Below are 14,801 nucleotides of genomic sequence, written 5' to 3' on the forward strand. Positions count from 1 at the left end.
AAGTTGCGGAACCAGTCTCCGGCGGCGCGACCTAAACTGCCAGCAACCTCGAACATGCCCGGAGAACGCCATGAGCCGCACCGAAACTGACAGCATCGGCCCCATCGAAGTCCCCAACGACGCCTATTGGGGCGCACAGACCCAACGTTCGCTGATCAACTTCGCCATCGGCCAGGAGCGCATGCCGCTGGCTGTGCTGCACGCGCTGGCGCTGATCAAGAAAGCCGCTGCACGGGTCAACAGCCGCAGCGGAGAGCTGCCGGCCGATATCGCCCGGCTTATCGAGCAGGCCGCCGACGAAGTGCTCGAAGGCCAGCACGACTCGCAGTTCCCCCTGGTGGTCTGGCAGACCGGCAGCGGCACGCAGAGCAACATGAACGTCAACGAGGTGATCGCCGGCCGCGCCAACGAATTGGCTGGTGGCCAGCGCGGCGGCAAGACTCCGGTCCACCCCAACGACCACGTCAACCGCGCGCAGAGCTCCAACGACTGCTTCCCCACGGCCATGCATATTGCCGCCGTCCAGGGCGTTCGCCATTGCCTGCTGCCGGCGCTGGCCGAGCTGCGTGACGGTCTGCAGGAGCAGGCGCAGCGCCACGCCAACCTGGTCAAGACCGGGCGCACCCATATGATGGACGCCACGCCAATCACCTTCGGTCAGGAGCTGTCTGCCTTCGTCGCCCAGCTCGGGCATGCCGAAGCGGCAATTCGCGCCGCCCTGCCCGCCGTCTGTGAACTGGCCCAGGGTGGCACCGCCGTCGGCACGGGTTTGAATGCGCCGGCCGGTTTTGCCGAGGCCATCGCCGCCGAATTGGCGGCCCTCTCCGGCCTGCCGCTGACCAGCGCACCGAACAAGTTCGCCGCACTGTCCGGGCATGAGCCGCTGGTGCAGCTCTCCGGCGCACTGAAAACCCTCGCCGTGGCCTTGATGAAACTGGCCAACGACCTGCGCCTGCTCGGCTCGGGCCCGCGCGCCGGCTTCGCCGAGGTACGCCTGCCGGCCAACGAGCCGGGCAGTTCGATCATGCCCGGCAAGGTCAACCCGACCCAGTGCGAAGCGCTGTCGATGCTCGCCTGCCAGGTGCTGGGCAACGACGCCACCATCAGCTTCGCCGCCAGCCAGGGGCACTTGCAGCTCAACGTGTTCAAGCCAGTGATCATCCATAACCTGCTGCAGTCGATCCGCCTGCTTGCCGACGGCTGCCGTAACTTCCAGCAGCACTGTGTGGCCGACCTGCAGCCGGATGCTGCACAGATGGCCGCGCATCTGGAAAACGGCCTGATGCTGGTGACAGCGCTCAATCCCCACATCGGCTACGACAAAGCCGCTGAGATCGCCAAGAAAGCCTATGCCGAAGGCAGCACGTTGCGCCAGGCAGCACTGCAACTCGGTTATCTGAATGAAGAGGAATTCGACCAATGGGTCAGGCCGCAAGACATGCTCGGAGCCGGGCGGCATGAGTGAGGGCAAGAGCGGCGCCACACCGCTGGAAGGCGATGGCAAACGAATCCTGCTGATTCTCGGCACGCCGAAAAAGAACAGCCTCTGCCATGCCCTGGCTGAGGCCTATACCCACGGCGCACGCAGCAAGGGCCATGTAGTCCGCCAGTTGAGGCTGGGTGAAATGCAGTTCGACCCGATACTGCGCGACGGTTACGAACAGAGCCAGAACCTGGAGCCGGACCTGCTCGAAGCACAGCGCCTGATCCACTGGGCCGAACATCTGGTATTCGTCTACCCGGTGTGGTGGGGCGGCATACCGGCCTTGCTCAAGGGCTTCTTCGACCGGGTATTCCTGCCCGGTTTCGCCTTCAAGTACCGCAACCGCTCGCAGCTCTGGGACAAGCTGCTCAGCGGCCGCAGCGCCGACCTGCTGGTGACCATGGACACGCCACGCTGGTACTTCCGCTGGATCTACGGTGCCCCGGCGCATCGGCAGATGGTGCGCACCATCCTCGGTTTCTGCGGTATCAAGACCCGCCGCCTGAACGAGTTCGCCCCGGTGCGCCCGTCCGGCGAAGAGCAGCGTCAGAGCTGGCTGCGCAAGGCTGAAACGCTGGGAAGCAGCGTTTAAACGTCGTCAGGACCTGGCCTTGCGCGCCCGCAGAGCCGCCATCAGCGACGGGCCAAGCGCGGTGAGTGCCGAGCCGAGCACGACCACCACCGCACCGGCATAGGCGATCCAGTTGACCTGTTCGGGCAGCACATGGTCCGGCCACCAGGTCGAAGCCAGGGCTACGGAAACGAAAGTCACCAGCGGGGTCAGCGCCAGGGTCGCGCTGACTCTTGAAGCCTCCCAGTGCGCCAATGCTTCGGCGAAGGCGCCATAAGCCACCAGAGTATTCAGGCAGCAGGCCAGCAGCAGCCACCCCTGCAGCGGGCTCAGCTCCAGCACTTGCAAGGGATGCGCCCAGGGCGTCAGCAGCAGCGCGCAGGCCAGGTAGATGACCATCATCACCTGCACGGAGCTCCACGAGGTGAGCAGTTGCTTCTGTGCCAGGCCATAGAAGGTCCAGACGAAGGCCGCAGCCAGCACGGTCAGCACGCCGGTGGTGTAGGTCGTGAGCGAGGTCAGCAGCTCACCCAGGCGCTGATTGAAGAACAGACCGAAGCCCAGCAGCATCACCATCAGGCCCAGCGCCTGGCCCAGACTGAAACGCTCGCGAAAGACGAACAGACTGCTGATCAGCAACAGGATCGGCGCCACCTGAATCACCAGCTGCGTGGTTCCTGGACTCAGCAGATTGAGCCCGACCAGATACAGCACGTAGTTGCACGTCAGCCCACCGACGGCCAGCGCCAGCAGCCAGCCGCCCTTGCGCCCGAGCGGGCGAAAACGCGGTAAGCGCCGAGTCGCAGCCAGATAGGCGAACAACAAGGAGCCCGCCACGGCCAGGCGATACCAGGTGACGGTTACCGGGTCCATCACCTGGAGAACTTCTTTGAGCTTGATTGGCAGGATGCCCCAGAGCACGGAAGTGATCAGGGCGAGCAGCAGGCCGTACATCCAACGGCCGGAGGAAATGTGCATGGTGACCTCAGGCAAGCGGTCGACAGAGCACGTCGTCCGCAGCCGACCATTCTAGGAGAGGTGAGGTTATCGACACAGCAACAGTTCGGCCTGGCAGACGAGCCCAACTGTACTGCCCAAGATTCAGACCTGCCGGCAGGTTGGCGCCAAATATCCAAAAAAATCGCTTAAATCTGCAAAAAAATGCGGCCAAAATCGACCATTTGTCGTTTTGCCAAGCGCGCCGTTTCGCTTGTATTAGGCTTGAATCATCCAGCCCCTCAGATGGAGCTTTCATCATGTTCGGCCAACGTATCGCTGACTCGCAACCCGGCACGCATTACCGCAGTTCTCGCGTCAGCGCCGTCAATGGCCAGTATTTCTTTGCCACCCGCGAAGGCACGCTGGAAGGTCCATTTCTCTCCCGACACGATGCAGAGCAGAGCATCACGCGCTATATCGAGCGCATGGCCATGTCCGACAAGCTGCTGCGCCACAGCAGCGAACACATCGACAACCTGCAGCGCCGCGAAGCGATCAAGCACAATCAGGAGCTCTGAACGCTCGATCGCTACAAACGTGCCAGCCCCAGATCTTCCCGATGCGCCGCAAGATGCGGCAGCACCGCGGCCAGCAGTGGCTCCTTGAAGGCATCCTGAAAGCGATGCGCCAAACCCGGAATCAGCTTGAGTTCGGCGCCCTTGATATGCGCCGCCACATGCACGCCATGCATCACCGGCAACAGCGGGTCGGCCGTACCATGCACCACCAGCGTCGGCACTTTCAGACGATTTAGCAACTCGACCCGGCTCGACTCGGCGAGAATCGCCAGCAACTGACGTTGCACGCCTTCGGGATTGAACGACCGGTCATAGGCCACTTCGGCCTGGTGCAGCAGCAAGGCGCGATCATCATGTACCGAAGGACTGCCGAGCGCCGCGAGCAGATCGGCCTGCTGCTGCAGAGCGGCCTCACGACTGCCCGCCTCACGCCGCGCCAGCAGGGCCACCAGGGCATCGCTGGGCGCCGGCAAGCCTTGCGCGCCCGAACTGGTCATCACCAACGTCAGGCTGAGGACGCGCTGCGGCGACAGATCGGCCAGGTGCTGGGCGATCATTCCGCCCATGCTCGCGCCCAGGACGTGAAAGGCATCGACACCGAGACTATCCATCAACGCCAGGGCATCGCCCGCCATGTCACGCAGGTGATAAGGCGCGCCGAGCGACAGCCCCAGACGGTAACGCAGCACTTCGTAAGGCAGGTTGATGCTCGGTGCTGGCTTGCGCCAGCTGCTCAGCCCCACATCGCGGTTGTCGAAACGCACGACGCGAAAGCCCTGCTGACACAGGCGCTCGACCACTTCGTCAGGCCAGTGGATCAGCTGTCCGCCCAGGCCCATGACCAGCAGCAGCGTCGGGTCGCGCTCGCTACCGACACTCTGGTAGGCCAGGCGCACGTCGCCGACGTCGGCATACCGGGTTGGCCCGGAAATATCACAACGGTTGGCCGCAAAAGACGGCAGGCCGCACAGCATCGCGACCAAAAAAATGAATGCACGCATGAAAACACCAGAAACGCAGAACCCCACTGGAACGCGATTCTGGTGAAAGTTGTTCGACTGCGCTGCCACACAAGCATGACAGTTTGATGAAGGAGGACGAACGGTCGGCGGCCAGGTGACGACAGCGGCCGGCCATAGCGTCGCGCCATGAAGCCCCTCGCTACGCGGGAGGAGCTTCAGCCACGGCAACCTGGAACATCAGGCCAGCTCGGCACGCAATTGCCTGGCCGCCGCGACCATATTCACCAGTGCTGCCTCGGTCTCCGGCCAGGCGCGGGTTTTCAGGCCGCAATCGGGGTTGACCCACAACCGCTCCAGTGGAATGCGCTGCGCCGCCTTGCGCAGCAGGCCGAGCATCTCAGTGCTGTCTGGCACACGTGGCGAGTGAATGTCATAGACGCCCGGGCCGATCTCGTTGGGATAATCGAAGCGCTCGAAGGCCTCCAGCAACTCCATGTCCGAACGTGACGTCTCGATGGTGATCACGTCGGCATCCATCGCCGCGATGGACTCGATCACGTCGTTGAACTCGCTGTAGCACATGTGAGTGTGGATCTGGGTTTCGTCACGCACGCCACTGGCGGTCAAGCGAAAGGCTTCGGTGGCCCAGTCCAGGTAATGCTGCCAGGCGGCCTTGCGCAGCGGCAGGCCTTCGCGGAACGCAGCTTCGTCGATCTGGATGATCCTGATGCCCGCGGCCTCCAGATCCACCACCTCGTCGCGAATCGCCAGCGCCAGTTGCCTGGCCTGCACTTCGCGGGATACGTCCTCGCGCGGGAAGGACCACATCAGCATGGTCACCGGGCCGGTCAACATGGCCTTCACCACCTTGTCGGTCAGGCTCTGGGCATAGCGAATCCATTCCACGGTCATCGCCTGCGGACGACTCAGGTCGCCGACGATGACCGCCGGCTTGACGCAACGCGAGCCATAGCTCTGCACCCAGCCGAAGCGGGTGAAGGCGTAGCCGTCGAGCTGCTCGGCGAAGTACTCGACCATGTCATTGCGCTCGGCCTCGCCGTGCACCAGAACATCCAGGCCAAGGCGTTCCTGCACACTCACGGCTTCACGTATTTCGCCGTGCATGGCGTCAAGGTAATCGGCGGCGCCGAGTTTGCCCTGCCTGAACGCCTGGCGTGCCAGGCGGATGGCCGAAGTCTGCGGGAAGGAGCCGATGCTGGTAGTCGGCAGCACCGGCAACTGCAGGCGCTCGCGCTGTTTGCCGATACGCTCGGCGAATGGCGACTGACGCTGGGCATGACGCGGGCGAGTCGCCGCCAAACGCGCCTGAACCTCGGGCTTGTGAATGCGCGTCGATGCAGCGCGAGCAGCCTGTACCGCACGGCTGGCCTCCAGTGCAGCCTGTACAGAGGCATCATCCGGCGCCTCCAGTGCCCTGCCGAGCACGGCAACCTCCGCGCATTTCTGTACGGCGAAGGCGAGCCAGCCCTTCAGTTCGGCGTCGAGTTGATCCTCGCGCGCCAGGTCCACCGGGCTGTGCAGCAGCGAGCAGGACGGCGCCACCCACAACCGCCCGCCCAGACGTTCGTGAGCGTGACGCAACACCTCCAGGGCCTTGTCCAGATCGCAGCGCCAGACATTGCGGCCGTTGACTACGCCCAGCGACAGCACCTTGTAGGCCGGCAGGCGATCGAGAATGGTCGGGTACTGCTCCGGCGCCCGCACCAGGTCGATATGCAGGCCATCCACCGGGAGGTTGGCTGCCAGGCCGAGGTTGTCTTCCAGGCCGCCGAAATAGGTGGCGATCAGCTTCTTGCAGGGTTCGCGCTGGATCAGGTTGTAGGCGCGCTCGAAGGCGTTCTTCCAGTCCTGCGGCAAATCCAGCACCAGAATCGGTTCGTCGATCTGCACCCACTCCACGCCTTGCGCAGCCAGGCGCTGGAGAATCTCGCCATACACCGGCAGCAGACGCTCGAGCAGCTCCAGCTTGTCAAAATCAGCGCCTTTGGCCTTGCCCAGCCATAAATAGGTCAGCGGGCCGATGAGTATCGGTTTGACCCGATGGCCAAGGGCATGCGCCTCCTCCACCTCTTCGAACAACTGCTCCCAGCTCAAGGCGAACTGCTGGTCAGCGCTGAATTCCGGTACCAGGTAGTGGTAGTTGGTGTCGAACCACTTGGTCAGCTCCTGCGCATGAGCGCCGCCGCAGCAGCTGTTTGTGACGCCGCGGGCCATGGCGAACAGCGTCTCCAGTGTCGGCTTGCCGTCCGCCGGACGGAAGCGCTCGGGAATCACGCCGAAAGCCAGCGAATGACCGAGCACCTGGTCGTACCAGGCAAAGTCGCCCACCGGCAACAGGTCGATGCCGGCGTCCTTTTGCAACTGCCAGTGCTCGGCGCGCAGGCGCTGACCGACCGCACGCAGCCCGGCTTCATCCAGCTCGCCTTGCCAGTGCGCTTCGAGAGCTTTTTTCAGTTCACGGTCACGACCGATGCGCGGGAAACCGAGGGAATGAGACAGGGCCATGACTTGACGCTCCACAATGAATCGAGATGGCGCCATTTTCGGCATCGGCCATGAGTGAGACAAACTCAAGATTTTCGCCTTGATCTATAGATTTACTCATGTAGGCTGTATGAAGCATATTCATCCAGTTCCGAAGCTGGATGAGTGAAACCTTCACAGAGACCGCCATGCTCGAGCTACGCCACCTGAAGACCCTGCACGCCCTGCGCGAAACCGACAGCCTGGTAGAGGCAGCCGAGCGCTTGCATCTGACCCAGTCGGCACTGTCACACCAGTTCAAGGAGCTGGAGGAGCGCCTTGGCCTGCAGTTGTTCGTGCGCAAGACCAAGCCGGTGCGCTTCACCAGTGCCGGCCTGCGCCTGCTGCAGCTGGCCGACGCTACCCTGCCCCTGCTGCGCGGCGCCGAACGCGACCTGGCGCGTCTGGCCGGCGGCACTGCCGGCCGCCTGCATATGGCCATCGAATGCCACAGCTGCTTCCAGTGGCTGATGCCGACCATCGATCAGTTTCGCGATGCCTGGCCGGAAGTGGAGCTGGACCTGGCCTCGGGTTTCTCCTTCGCCCCGCTACCGGCATTGGCCCGTGGCGACCTGGATCTGGTGGTGACCTCAGATCCGATCGAGCTGGCCGGCATCACATACGTGCCGCTGTTCACCTACGAAGCCCAGCTGGCGGTCGCCAATCAGCATCGCCTGGCCTCCAGGGCCTTTATCCAGCCCGAGGACCTGGCCAGTGAAACCCTGATCACCTACCCCATCGAGCGCGACCGCCTGGACATCTTCACCCGCTTTCTCGAACCAGCCGACGTCGAGCCGGCGCAGGTTCGTACCTCCGAGCTGACGGTGATGATGATGCAACTGGTGGCCAGCGGCCGTGGCGTCTGCGGCCTACCCAACTGGGCGCTGCACGAATACAGCTCGCGGGGCTACGTCAGCGCCAAGCGTCTGGGCGAAAAAGGCCTGTACTGCACGCTGTACGCGGCGATCCGCAGCGACATGCTCGACGCGCCCTTCATGCGCGACTTCCTGCTGACCGCCAAGGACACCTCCTTCGCCAGCCTTGAGGGTGTCAGCGTGGCGCGCTGAGCCAGCTAGGCAGAACGCTGGTTCACGCCGATGAAAAGCTGCATCCGCCCCTTGGCGGGACTGCCACACAAGAACAGCGCAGGCGCCACTGACGTGTGGAACCGGCGCCCCGCTGCGAAGCGTTCGGCAATACCCCGCAAAACCACAACTTCGCCCCGAGGCGGGTTCCTACACGAAAGCGTTTGATTCGCTAGCCGCAATTTCCTTGTTACAACTCCCACCTTGCCGCATCGTGACCAACAGTCATAGCATGACCACCGGTCACAATCTTTGGTGGAAAGCCCATGCGCTACCAGGATCAACTCTTCCAGCAACGCGAAAGCGCTCTGCTCGAAGCCGCCCGCCAGCTGTTCCAGAATCACTCCTGGGATCGCGTCACTATTGCCGAGGTGGCGCGCCATGCCGGCATCGGCAAGGGCACCGTTTACAAGCACTTCTCCAGCAAGGAAGCGCTCTATGCGCGCCTGGTGCTGGATTGTTCGCGCCAGCATCTGGCCGAGCTGCAGGACATCGCCCGCAACGCGCCCACAGAAACTGCCATGCGCCGGGTCATTCGCCGCGCCTTCGAATTGCTGCAGGCAGACCCGCTGCAGGCGCAGCTTTGCCTGCTGTGTGACCGCCCGGCCTTTCAGGAGCGCCTGGAAGCGCCCTACCGCGCCCAGTTCGTCGAGTTGGAAGGCCTTTACATGAAGCTGTTCAGCGGCCTTCTGCAAGACAGCTTCAGCGACCTGCAGCTCTCCCCCGCGCACTGCCAACACCTTTTGTGGGGCGTGGAGGCCTGCGTTAACGGCGTCATGACGCGCATCGCCTCCGGCGGTTTCGCGCACTGGGCCGAATACATCGAACTGGGCGCGTACTTCGACCGCGTTACCGACTTCATCATCGCCGGCCTGCAGGGCCAGGCTGCCGCGCTGCTGGCAGCGCCCGCCACCAACGAGTAAGCCATCGCCATGTTCGCGCAACTCAGCAAACGTCCCTGGATCATCGCCGTCATTATCGCCATCGTGCTGCTGCTCTGGCTGCTCAGCGGCGACCGCTTCGTCGCGCGCGACGAGGTACAGGCCGACCCCGATAAACCGGCCACGAGCGCCGAACCGGCCCGTGTAGAAGTGACGTGGCTGGCAGCTCAGCCCATGCAGCGCCAGCATGTGGTGCAGGGACAGATCGAGGCTTGGCGCCGCGTGGAACTGCGCGCCCAGGTCAGCGGCAGCGTGCAGAATCTGGATCAGGACAAGGGCAACCGCGTCGCCGCCGACCAGGTGCTGCTCAGCCTCTCGCCTGATGACCGTCCGGCCCAGGTCGCGCGCAGCGAGGCCGATGTTCGTCAGCGGCAAAGCGACGTCACCGCGGCCAAACGCCTGCGTGAGCGCAGCCTGGTTTCGGCCAACGAACTGATGCGCCTGGAGAGCGAGCTGGCCAAGGCCCGCGCCGAACTCGACAGCGCCCGCTTGCAGCAACGCAACACCAAGATCAGGGCACCGTTCGCCGGCATCTACGACCAGCGCATGGTCGAGCTGGGCGACTTCGTTCAACCCGGCCAGAGCCTGCTGACCCTGGTGGACATCGACCGCCTCAAGGTCAGCGCGCAGATCGCCCAGCAGCAGGTGACCCAGCTCGAATTGGGCCAGCCGGTGAAAGTGGAGCTGCTTGATGGCCGCACGCTGCAGGGCGAACTGCACTTCATCGCTGCCGCCGCCGACCCGGGCTCGCGCAGCTTCCGCATCGAGGTCAAGGTGGACAACCCGGACGGCCTGCGGCTGGCCGGGGCCAGCGCCACCCTGCATATCCAGACCGGCGAAGCCATGGCTCATCGTCTTTCCCCCGCCCTGCTCAGCCTGGACGAAAACGGCCGCCACGGCGTCAAGTGGGTCAACGATGCACAGCGCGTGGAGTTCACCCCGGTCGAGCTGATCAGCGTCGACAACCAGGGCGCCTGGGTCAGCGGCCTGCCGTCCAAGGTGGCGTTGATCACCCTTGGCCAGGGCTTCGTCCAGCCCGGCCAGCAGGTGAATGCGCAACTCGCGGCAGAGGGCAGTTGAAATGCACGCACTGATCGCCGCCGCGCTCGACCGCAGCCGCACCACCATCCTGATCCTATTGTTCCTGCTCTGCGGCGGGCTGGTGGCCTACGTCGCCATGCCCAAGGAATCCAATCCCGACGTCACCATCCCGATGATCTACGTCTCGGTGACCCTCGAAGGCATCAGCCCGGAAGATGGCGAGCGCCTGCTGGTGCGCCCGCTGGAGCAGGAGCTGCGCAGCCTGGAAGGGGTCAAGGAAATGCGCTCGATGTCCAGCGAGGGTCACGCCTCGGTGATCCTGGAGTTCGATGCCGGCTTCGACGCCAAGGTGGCGCTGGCCGACGTGCGCGAGAAGGTCGACACCGCGCGCAGCAAGCTGCCCGAGGAGGCCGACGAGCCGACCGTCACCGAGGTCAACGTGGCGCTGTTCCCGGTGCTGTCGGTGGGCTTGTCCGGGCCGATTGCCGAAACCGAACTGGTGTACATCGCCCGGCGCCTGAAGGAGAACATCGAGGGCATCGCCGAGGTGCTGTCGGTGGAAATCGGTGGCGACCGCGAAGACCTGCTGGAAATCGTCGTCGACCCGCAGGTGCTGGACAGCTACGGCATCGACTACAACGAGCTGTTCAATCTGGTCAGCCGCAACAACCGTCTGGTCGCCGCCGGCAGCCTGGATACCGGCGCCGGGCGCATGAGCATGAAGGTACCCGGCGTCATCGAAGACCTCGAAGACGTGATGCGCATGCCCATCAAGGTGGTCGGCACCAGCGTGGTCACCTTTGCCGACGTCGCCACCATCCGCCGCACCTTCAAGGACCCCACCGGCTTCGCCCGCATCAACGGCCAGCCGGCCATCGTGCTGGAAGTGGCCAAGCGCAGCGGCGCCAACATCATCGAGACCATCGACCAGGTCAAGGCGCTGATGGAACAGGCCAAACCCCTGCTGCCGCCGGGCGTGGAAGTCAGCTACATCATGGACCAGTCGCAGGAGGTGCAGAGCATGCTCGGCGACCTCCTCAACAACGTGCTGACCGCCATCGTTCTGGTGCTGATTCTGGTCGTGGCGAGCATGGGTATGCGCTCGGCGCTGCTGGTCGGCCTGACCATTCCCGGCGCCTTCCTCAGCGGCATCCTGCTGATCTGGATGCTCGGCTTCACCCTAAATATCGTCGTGCTGTTCAGCCTGATTCTGGTGGCGGGCATGCTGGTGGATGGCGCCATCGTCGTTTCCGAGCTGGCCGACCGCTATCTGCAACAGGGCCAGACACCGCGCCAGGCCTGGGCCAACGCGGCCACTCGGATGGCCTGGCCGGTAATCGCTTCCACCGCCACCACCCTGGTGGTGTTCCTGCCGCTGCTGTTCTGGCCCGGCGTGGTCGGCCAGTTCATGAAGTACCTGCCGGCGACGGTAATTCTTTGCCTGCTGGCATCGCTGGCCATGGCGCTGGTGTTCCTGCCGGTGCTCGGTGCCGTCACTGGCGGCCAGGCGCGTCCACAAGCCCCCGCCGCCAACCGCGCCGGTAACGCCTACCGTAACCTGCTTGCGACGCTGCTCAAGCGCCCAGGCCTGACCCTACTCGGCATGCTGGCGCTGATCGCCCTGATCTATGTCGGCTACGGGCGTTTCAACCATGGCGTGGAGTTCTTCCCCGACGTCGAGCCGGAAAGCGCGCAGATCTGGCTGCGCGCCCGCGGTGATCTGTCGGTGCAGGAGAAGGACGCCCTGCTCCAGCAGGTGGAAAAACAGGTAATCGGCATGCGTGAGGTCAAGGCGCTGTATGCACGCTCTCTGGCCCAGCCGGAAGGCCAGCAGGGCCAGCTCGGCGCCGACGTGATCGGCACCCTGCAGTTCCAGTTCGTCGACTGGCACCAGCGCCGGCCAGCCAAGGAGATTCTCGCCGAAATGAGCCAGCGCACCGCAGGTATTCCTGGCGTCATTCTGGAATTTCGCAAGCAGGAACAGGGGCCCACGGAGGGCAAGCCGGTGAAGCTGCAGATCAGCTCGCTGGACCCGGCGCTGGGCGAGCAATGGGTCGAACGCATCCGCGGCGAAATGCAGCGTCTCGGCGGTTTCGTCGATATCGAGGACGACCGCGCCCTGCCCGGCATCGAGTGGCGCATCAAGGTCGATCGCGAGGCCGCCGCGCGCTTCGGCGCCGATGTGCTCAGCGTCGGCAACGCGGTGCAGATGATCACCAACGGCCTGAAGCTGGCCACCTACCGGCCTGAAGATGCCACCGATGAGGTCGACATCCGCGTGCGCCTGCCCGGCAACTGGCGTTCGCTCGACCAACTCGGCCGCCTGACGCTCAACACGCCTTCCGGCCAGGTGCCGCTGAGCAACTTCGTCGACCTGCAGCCGGCACCCAAGGTCGGCACTCTGCGCCGCGTCGATGGCGATCGCACCATCACCCTGCAGGCCGATCTGGCTGAAGGCGCCCGCCTCGACGAACGTCTCAGGGCGCTGCGCGAAGCACTTGGCGATGTACCGGCCGAGGTCAAGGTGCAATTTGCCGGCGAAGATGCCGACCAGCGTGAGGCCGCCACCTTCCTGATGACCGCCTTCGTCGTCGCCATCTTCCTCATGGCGATCATCCTGGTGACCCAGTTCAACAGTCTCTACCAGGCGGCGCTGGTACTGTCGGCCATCGTCCTGTCCACCGCCGGCGTGCTGATGGGGCTGCTGGTCAACGGCCAGTCGTTCGGCATCGTCATGGTCGGCATGGGCCTGATCGCCCTGGCCGGCATCGTGGTGAACAACAACATCATCCTGATCGACACTTACAACCAGCTACGCCTTCAGGGCCTGCAGCCGCGCGAAGCGGCGCTGGAAACCGGCTGCCTGCGCCTGCGCCCGGTGCTGCTCACCGCGGTGACCACCATCCTCGGCCTGATGCCGATGGTGCTCAGCATCAACGTCGACCTGGTAACCCCAAGCCTTGGCTTTGGTGCCCCCTCGACTCAGTGGTGGACGCAACTGTCGAGCGCCATCGCCGGCGGCCTGGCCTTCGCCACGGTGCTGACCCTGCTGCTGACACCCTGCCTCTTGGTACTGGGTGCCCGCTTCGAACGCCGCCCGCCACCGCTGGAGAGCTACGACACCGACCTGCTCGACCTGCCCGAACATCTCATTGCCCGTGGCGAGGGAAAGTCGCACCTGCAACGCACCGATTGATGCCGCCATACGATAGACGGCAAAACGCCAGATATCGCCTAAGCTAATCAGCAATGACGGTTAAGGGCGGGAATGGAAAAGCAGCAGGGATGCTTTATCAACACGATGCGCATCGCAGAAACGACAAAGCCCTCTCTCGGAGGGCTTTGTTTTTCCGCTCGCCTCACATCGGCCAGCGCAAGCAATGAACACCGAGCTAACGAAGTGTGTGGGGTCGGCGTCCTGCCTGTAGGCCACTTCGTTAGCCCGGTTGACCAGAGATTAGTCCAGACGGCGGCATTGTGCCAATGTCTTTGGGGCGAAGCCTGTCGAGAGAAGCTTGAAACTGCTCTGCGCAACACAAAACTCCTGCAGCAGCTGCGCATACAGGATCCGAAGCCGATCAGGTCGAACGCGCGGCCATTTTCCTGCCTAGCCGCGATTGCCAACGCCTGCTGATATCTATGCCGACATGCGCTATCACCAAGCCGATGATTCAAATGCACCGACAGCATTCAAATGTCGGGCGCAATCCAGATAGTCTTGGCTGCGGCAGCACCCCTCACACGTCGACAAAGCGAGGCAGCGATGACCCAATCCACCTACGTACCGCCGAAGGTCTGGCAACATCTGGAAGCGTCCGGCGGCCAGTTCTCCAAGATCAACCGCCCTGTCGCAGGCGCCACCCACGAGAAGGAACTGCCGGTCGGCAAGCACTCGCTGCAGCTCTACTCCCTGGCCACCCCTAACGGCGTGAAGGTGACCATCCTGCTGGAAGAGCTGCTCGCGCAGGGACACAGCGGTGCCGAATACGATGCCTGGCTCATCCGCATTGGCGAGGGCGACCAGTTCTCCAGCGGCTTCGTCGGAGTCAATCCAAACTCGAAGATCCCCGCCCTGCTCGACCGCAGCACAGCTACACCGATCCGCGTGTTCGAATCCGGCTCGATCCTGCTCTACCTAGCGGAGAAATTCGGCGCCTTTCTGCCAACAGATCCGGCAGGCCGCACCGAAGCCCTCAACTGGCTGTTCTGGCAAATGGGCTCGGCGCCCTACCTGGGCGGCGGCTTCGGGCACTTTTACGTCTATGCCCCGGAGAAGTTCGAATACGCCATCAACCGCTTCACCATGGAAGCCAAGCGTCAGCTCGACGTGCTTAACCAGCGCCTCGCCAATAACCGCTACCTGGCCGGCGACACCTATACCATCGCCGATATCGCCGTATGGCCCTGGTACGGCGAAGTGGTCAGGAACAACGTCTACTCGGCAGCGGAGTTCCTCGCTGTTCATGAATACCCGCACGTACTGCGCTGGGCCGAAGAGATCGCCAAACGCGAAGCCGTACAACGCGGCCGCCGCGTCAATCGCACATGGGGCGACCAATCAGAGCAAGTGCCCGAACGGCATCAGCCTGCTGATTTGGATTAACAACTGATACGGGAAAGCACCGGAACAAAGGCTGCTGATTCCCAGACACGAAAA

Annotated in this window: 11 protein-coding genes; 8 read left to right on the forward strand and 3 right to left on the reverse strand. The window is 63.7% G+C overall.

Annotated elements, in window-relative coordinates; genetic code table 11:
• The first annotated feature begins 70 nt into the window (after nt 1-70).
• Together P3C50_RS12235 and P3C50_RS12240 are read left to right on the forward strand one after the other, a co-directional pair.
• Nucleotides 71-1,465, forward strand: a complete 1,395-nt coding sequence (locus P3C50_RS12235; protein ID WP_197856729.1) for a class II fumarate hydratase — start codon at nt 71-73, stop codon at nt 1,463-1,465.
• Nucleotides 1,458-2,075 carry an NAD(P)H-dependent oxidoreductase gene (locus P3C50_RS12240; protein ID WP_275546216.1) on the forward strand — a complete coding sequence of 206 codons (618 nt, stop codon included), beginning with the start codon at nt 1,458-1,460 and terminating at the stop codon, nt 2,073-2,075. Before P3C50_RS12235 ends, P3C50_RS12240 begins: the two co-directional genes overlap by 8 nt.
• A gap of 6 nt (nt 2,076-2,081) precedes the next feature.
• Here P3C50_RS12240 and P3C50_RS12245 read toward each other — a convergent pair whose 3' ends face one another.
• Nucleotides 2,082-3,032 (reverse strand): DMT family transporter, encoded by a 951-nt coding sequence (locus P3C50_RS12245; RefSeq protein WP_197856731.1) that lies wholly within the window; start codon nt 3,030-3,032, stop codon nt 2,082-2,084.
• Nucleotides 3,033-3,310: 278 nt separating this feature from the next.
• Between P3C50_RS12245 and P3C50_RS12250 the strand changes: the two genes are divergently transcribed.
• The gene (locus P3C50_RS12250; protein WP_275546217.1) at nt 3,311-3,571 is read left to right on the forward strand and encodes a DUF6316 family protein; all 261 of its coding nucleotides are present in this window, start codon (nt 3,311-3,313) and stop codon (nt 3,569-3,571) included.
• Nucleotides 3,572-3,582: 11 nt separating this feature from the next.
• On the opposite strand, the gene P3C50_RS12255 is transcribed toward P3C50_RS12250, so the two are convergent.
• Both P3C50_RS12255 and metE read right to left on the reverse strand, forming a co-directional pair.
• Entirely contained in the window at nt 3,583-4,572 is a 990-nt protein-coding gene (locus tag P3C50_RS12255) for an alpha/beta fold hydrolase (protein ID WP_275546218.1), read from the reverse strand.
• A gap of 198 nt (nt 4,573-4,770) precedes the next feature.
• Nucleotides 4,771-7,059 carry a 5-methyltetrahydropteroyltriglutamate--homocysteine S-methyltransferase gene (gene metE / locus P3C50_RS12260; protein ID WP_275546219.1) on the reverse strand — a complete coding sequence of 763 codons (2,289 nt, stop codon included), beginning with the start codon at nt 7,057-7,059 and terminating at the stop codon, nt 4,771-4,773.
• Nucleotides 7,060-7,226: 167 nt separating this feature from the next.
• Here metE and metR point away from each other — a divergent pair, with 167 nt between their 5' ends.
• From metR to yghU, 5 genes are all read left to right on the forward strand, one after another.
• Nucleotides 7,227-8,144, forward strand: a complete 918-nt coding sequence (gene metR / locus P3C50_RS12265; RefSeq protein ID WP_197856742.1) for a transcriptional regulator MetR — start codon at nt 7,227-7,229, stop codon at nt 8,142-8,144.
• 284 nt (nt 8,145-8,428) lie between these two features.
• Entirely contained in the window at nt 8,429-9,085 is a 657-nt protein-coding gene (locus P3C50_RS12270; RefSeq protein ID WP_275546220.1) for a TetR/AcrR family transcriptional regulator, read from the forward strand.
• A 9-nt stretch (nt 9,086-9,094) separates the two neighbouring features.
• On the forward strand, nt 9,095-10,183 hold the full coding sequence (locus tag P3C50_RS12275) for an efflux RND transporter periplasmic adaptor subunit (RefSeq protein ID WP_275546221.1): 1,089 nt from the start codon (nt 9,095-9,097) through the stop codon (nt 10,181-10,183).
• Between the two features lies 1 nt (nt 10,184).
• A complete protein-coding gene (locus P3C50_RS12280; RefSeq protein ID WP_275546222.1) occupies nt 10,185-13,340 on the forward strand; it encodes an efflux RND transporter permease subunit in 3,156 nt (1,051 codons plus the stop codon).
• Nucleotides 13,341-13,907: 567 nt separating this feature from the next.
• Entirely contained in the window at nt 13,908-14,747 is an 840-nt protein-coding gene (gene yghU, locus P3C50_RS12285) for a glutathione-dependent disulfide-bond oxidoreductase (RefSeq protein WP_275546223.1), read from the forward strand.
• Nucleotides 14,748-14,801: the final 54 nt, after the last annotated feature.

It is taken from the genome of Pseudomonas sp. Marseille-Q0931 (assembly GCF_940789645.1).
In the GTDB taxonomy this organism is placed as follows: domain Bacteria; phylum Pseudomonadota; class Gammaproteobacteria; order Pseudomonadales; family Pseudomonadaceae; genus Aquipseudomonas.

What these genes read in the sequence shown, in the direction of transcription:
- P3C50_RS12235 (WP_197856729.1), top strand. Translation starts at nt 71, where the DNA reads ATGAGCCGCACCGAAACTGACAGCATCGGCCCCATCGAAGTCCCCAAC.
- P3C50_RS12240 (WP_275546216.1), top strand. Translation starts at nt 1,458, where the DNA reads ATGAGTGAGGGCAAGAGCGGCGCCACACCGCTGGAAGGCGATGGCAAA.
- P3C50_RS12245 (WP_197856731.1), bottom strand. Translation starts at nt 3,032, where the DNA reads ATGCACATTTCCTCCGGCCGTTGGATGTACGGCCTGCTGCTCGCCCTG.
- P3C50_RS12250 (WP_275546217.1), top strand. Translation starts at nt 3,311, where the DNA reads ATGTTCGGCCAACGTATCGCTGACTCGCAACCCGGCACGCATTACCGC.
- P3C50_RS12255 (WP_275546218.1), bottom strand. Translation starts at nt 4,572, where the DNA reads ATGCGTGCATTCATTTTTTTGGTCGCGATGCTGTGCGGCCTGCCGTCT.
- metE (WP_275546219.1), bottom strand. Translation starts at nt 7,059, where the DNA reads ATGGCCCTGTCTCATTCCCTCGGTTTCCCGCGCATCGGTCGTGACCGT.
- metR (WP_197856742.1), top strand. Translation starts at nt 7,227, where the DNA reads ATGCTCGAGCTACGCCACCTGAAGACCCTGCACGCCCTGCGCGAAACC.
- P3C50_RS12270 (WP_275546220.1), top strand. Translation starts at nt 8,429, where the DNA reads ATGCGCTACCAGGATCAACTCTTCCAGCAACGCGAAAGCGCTCTGCTC.
- P3C50_RS12275 (WP_275546221.1), top strand. Translation starts at nt 9,095, where the DNA reads ATGTTCGCGCAACTCAGCAAACGTCCCTGGATCATCGCCGTCATTATC.
- P3C50_RS12280 (WP_275546222.1), top strand. Translation starts at nt 10,185, where the DNA reads ATGCACGCACTGATCGCCGCCGCGCTCGACCGCAGCCGCACCACCATC.
- yghU (WP_275546223.1), top strand. Translation starts at nt 13,908, where the DNA reads ATGACCCAATCCACCTACGTACCGCCGAAGGTCTGGCAACATCTGGAA.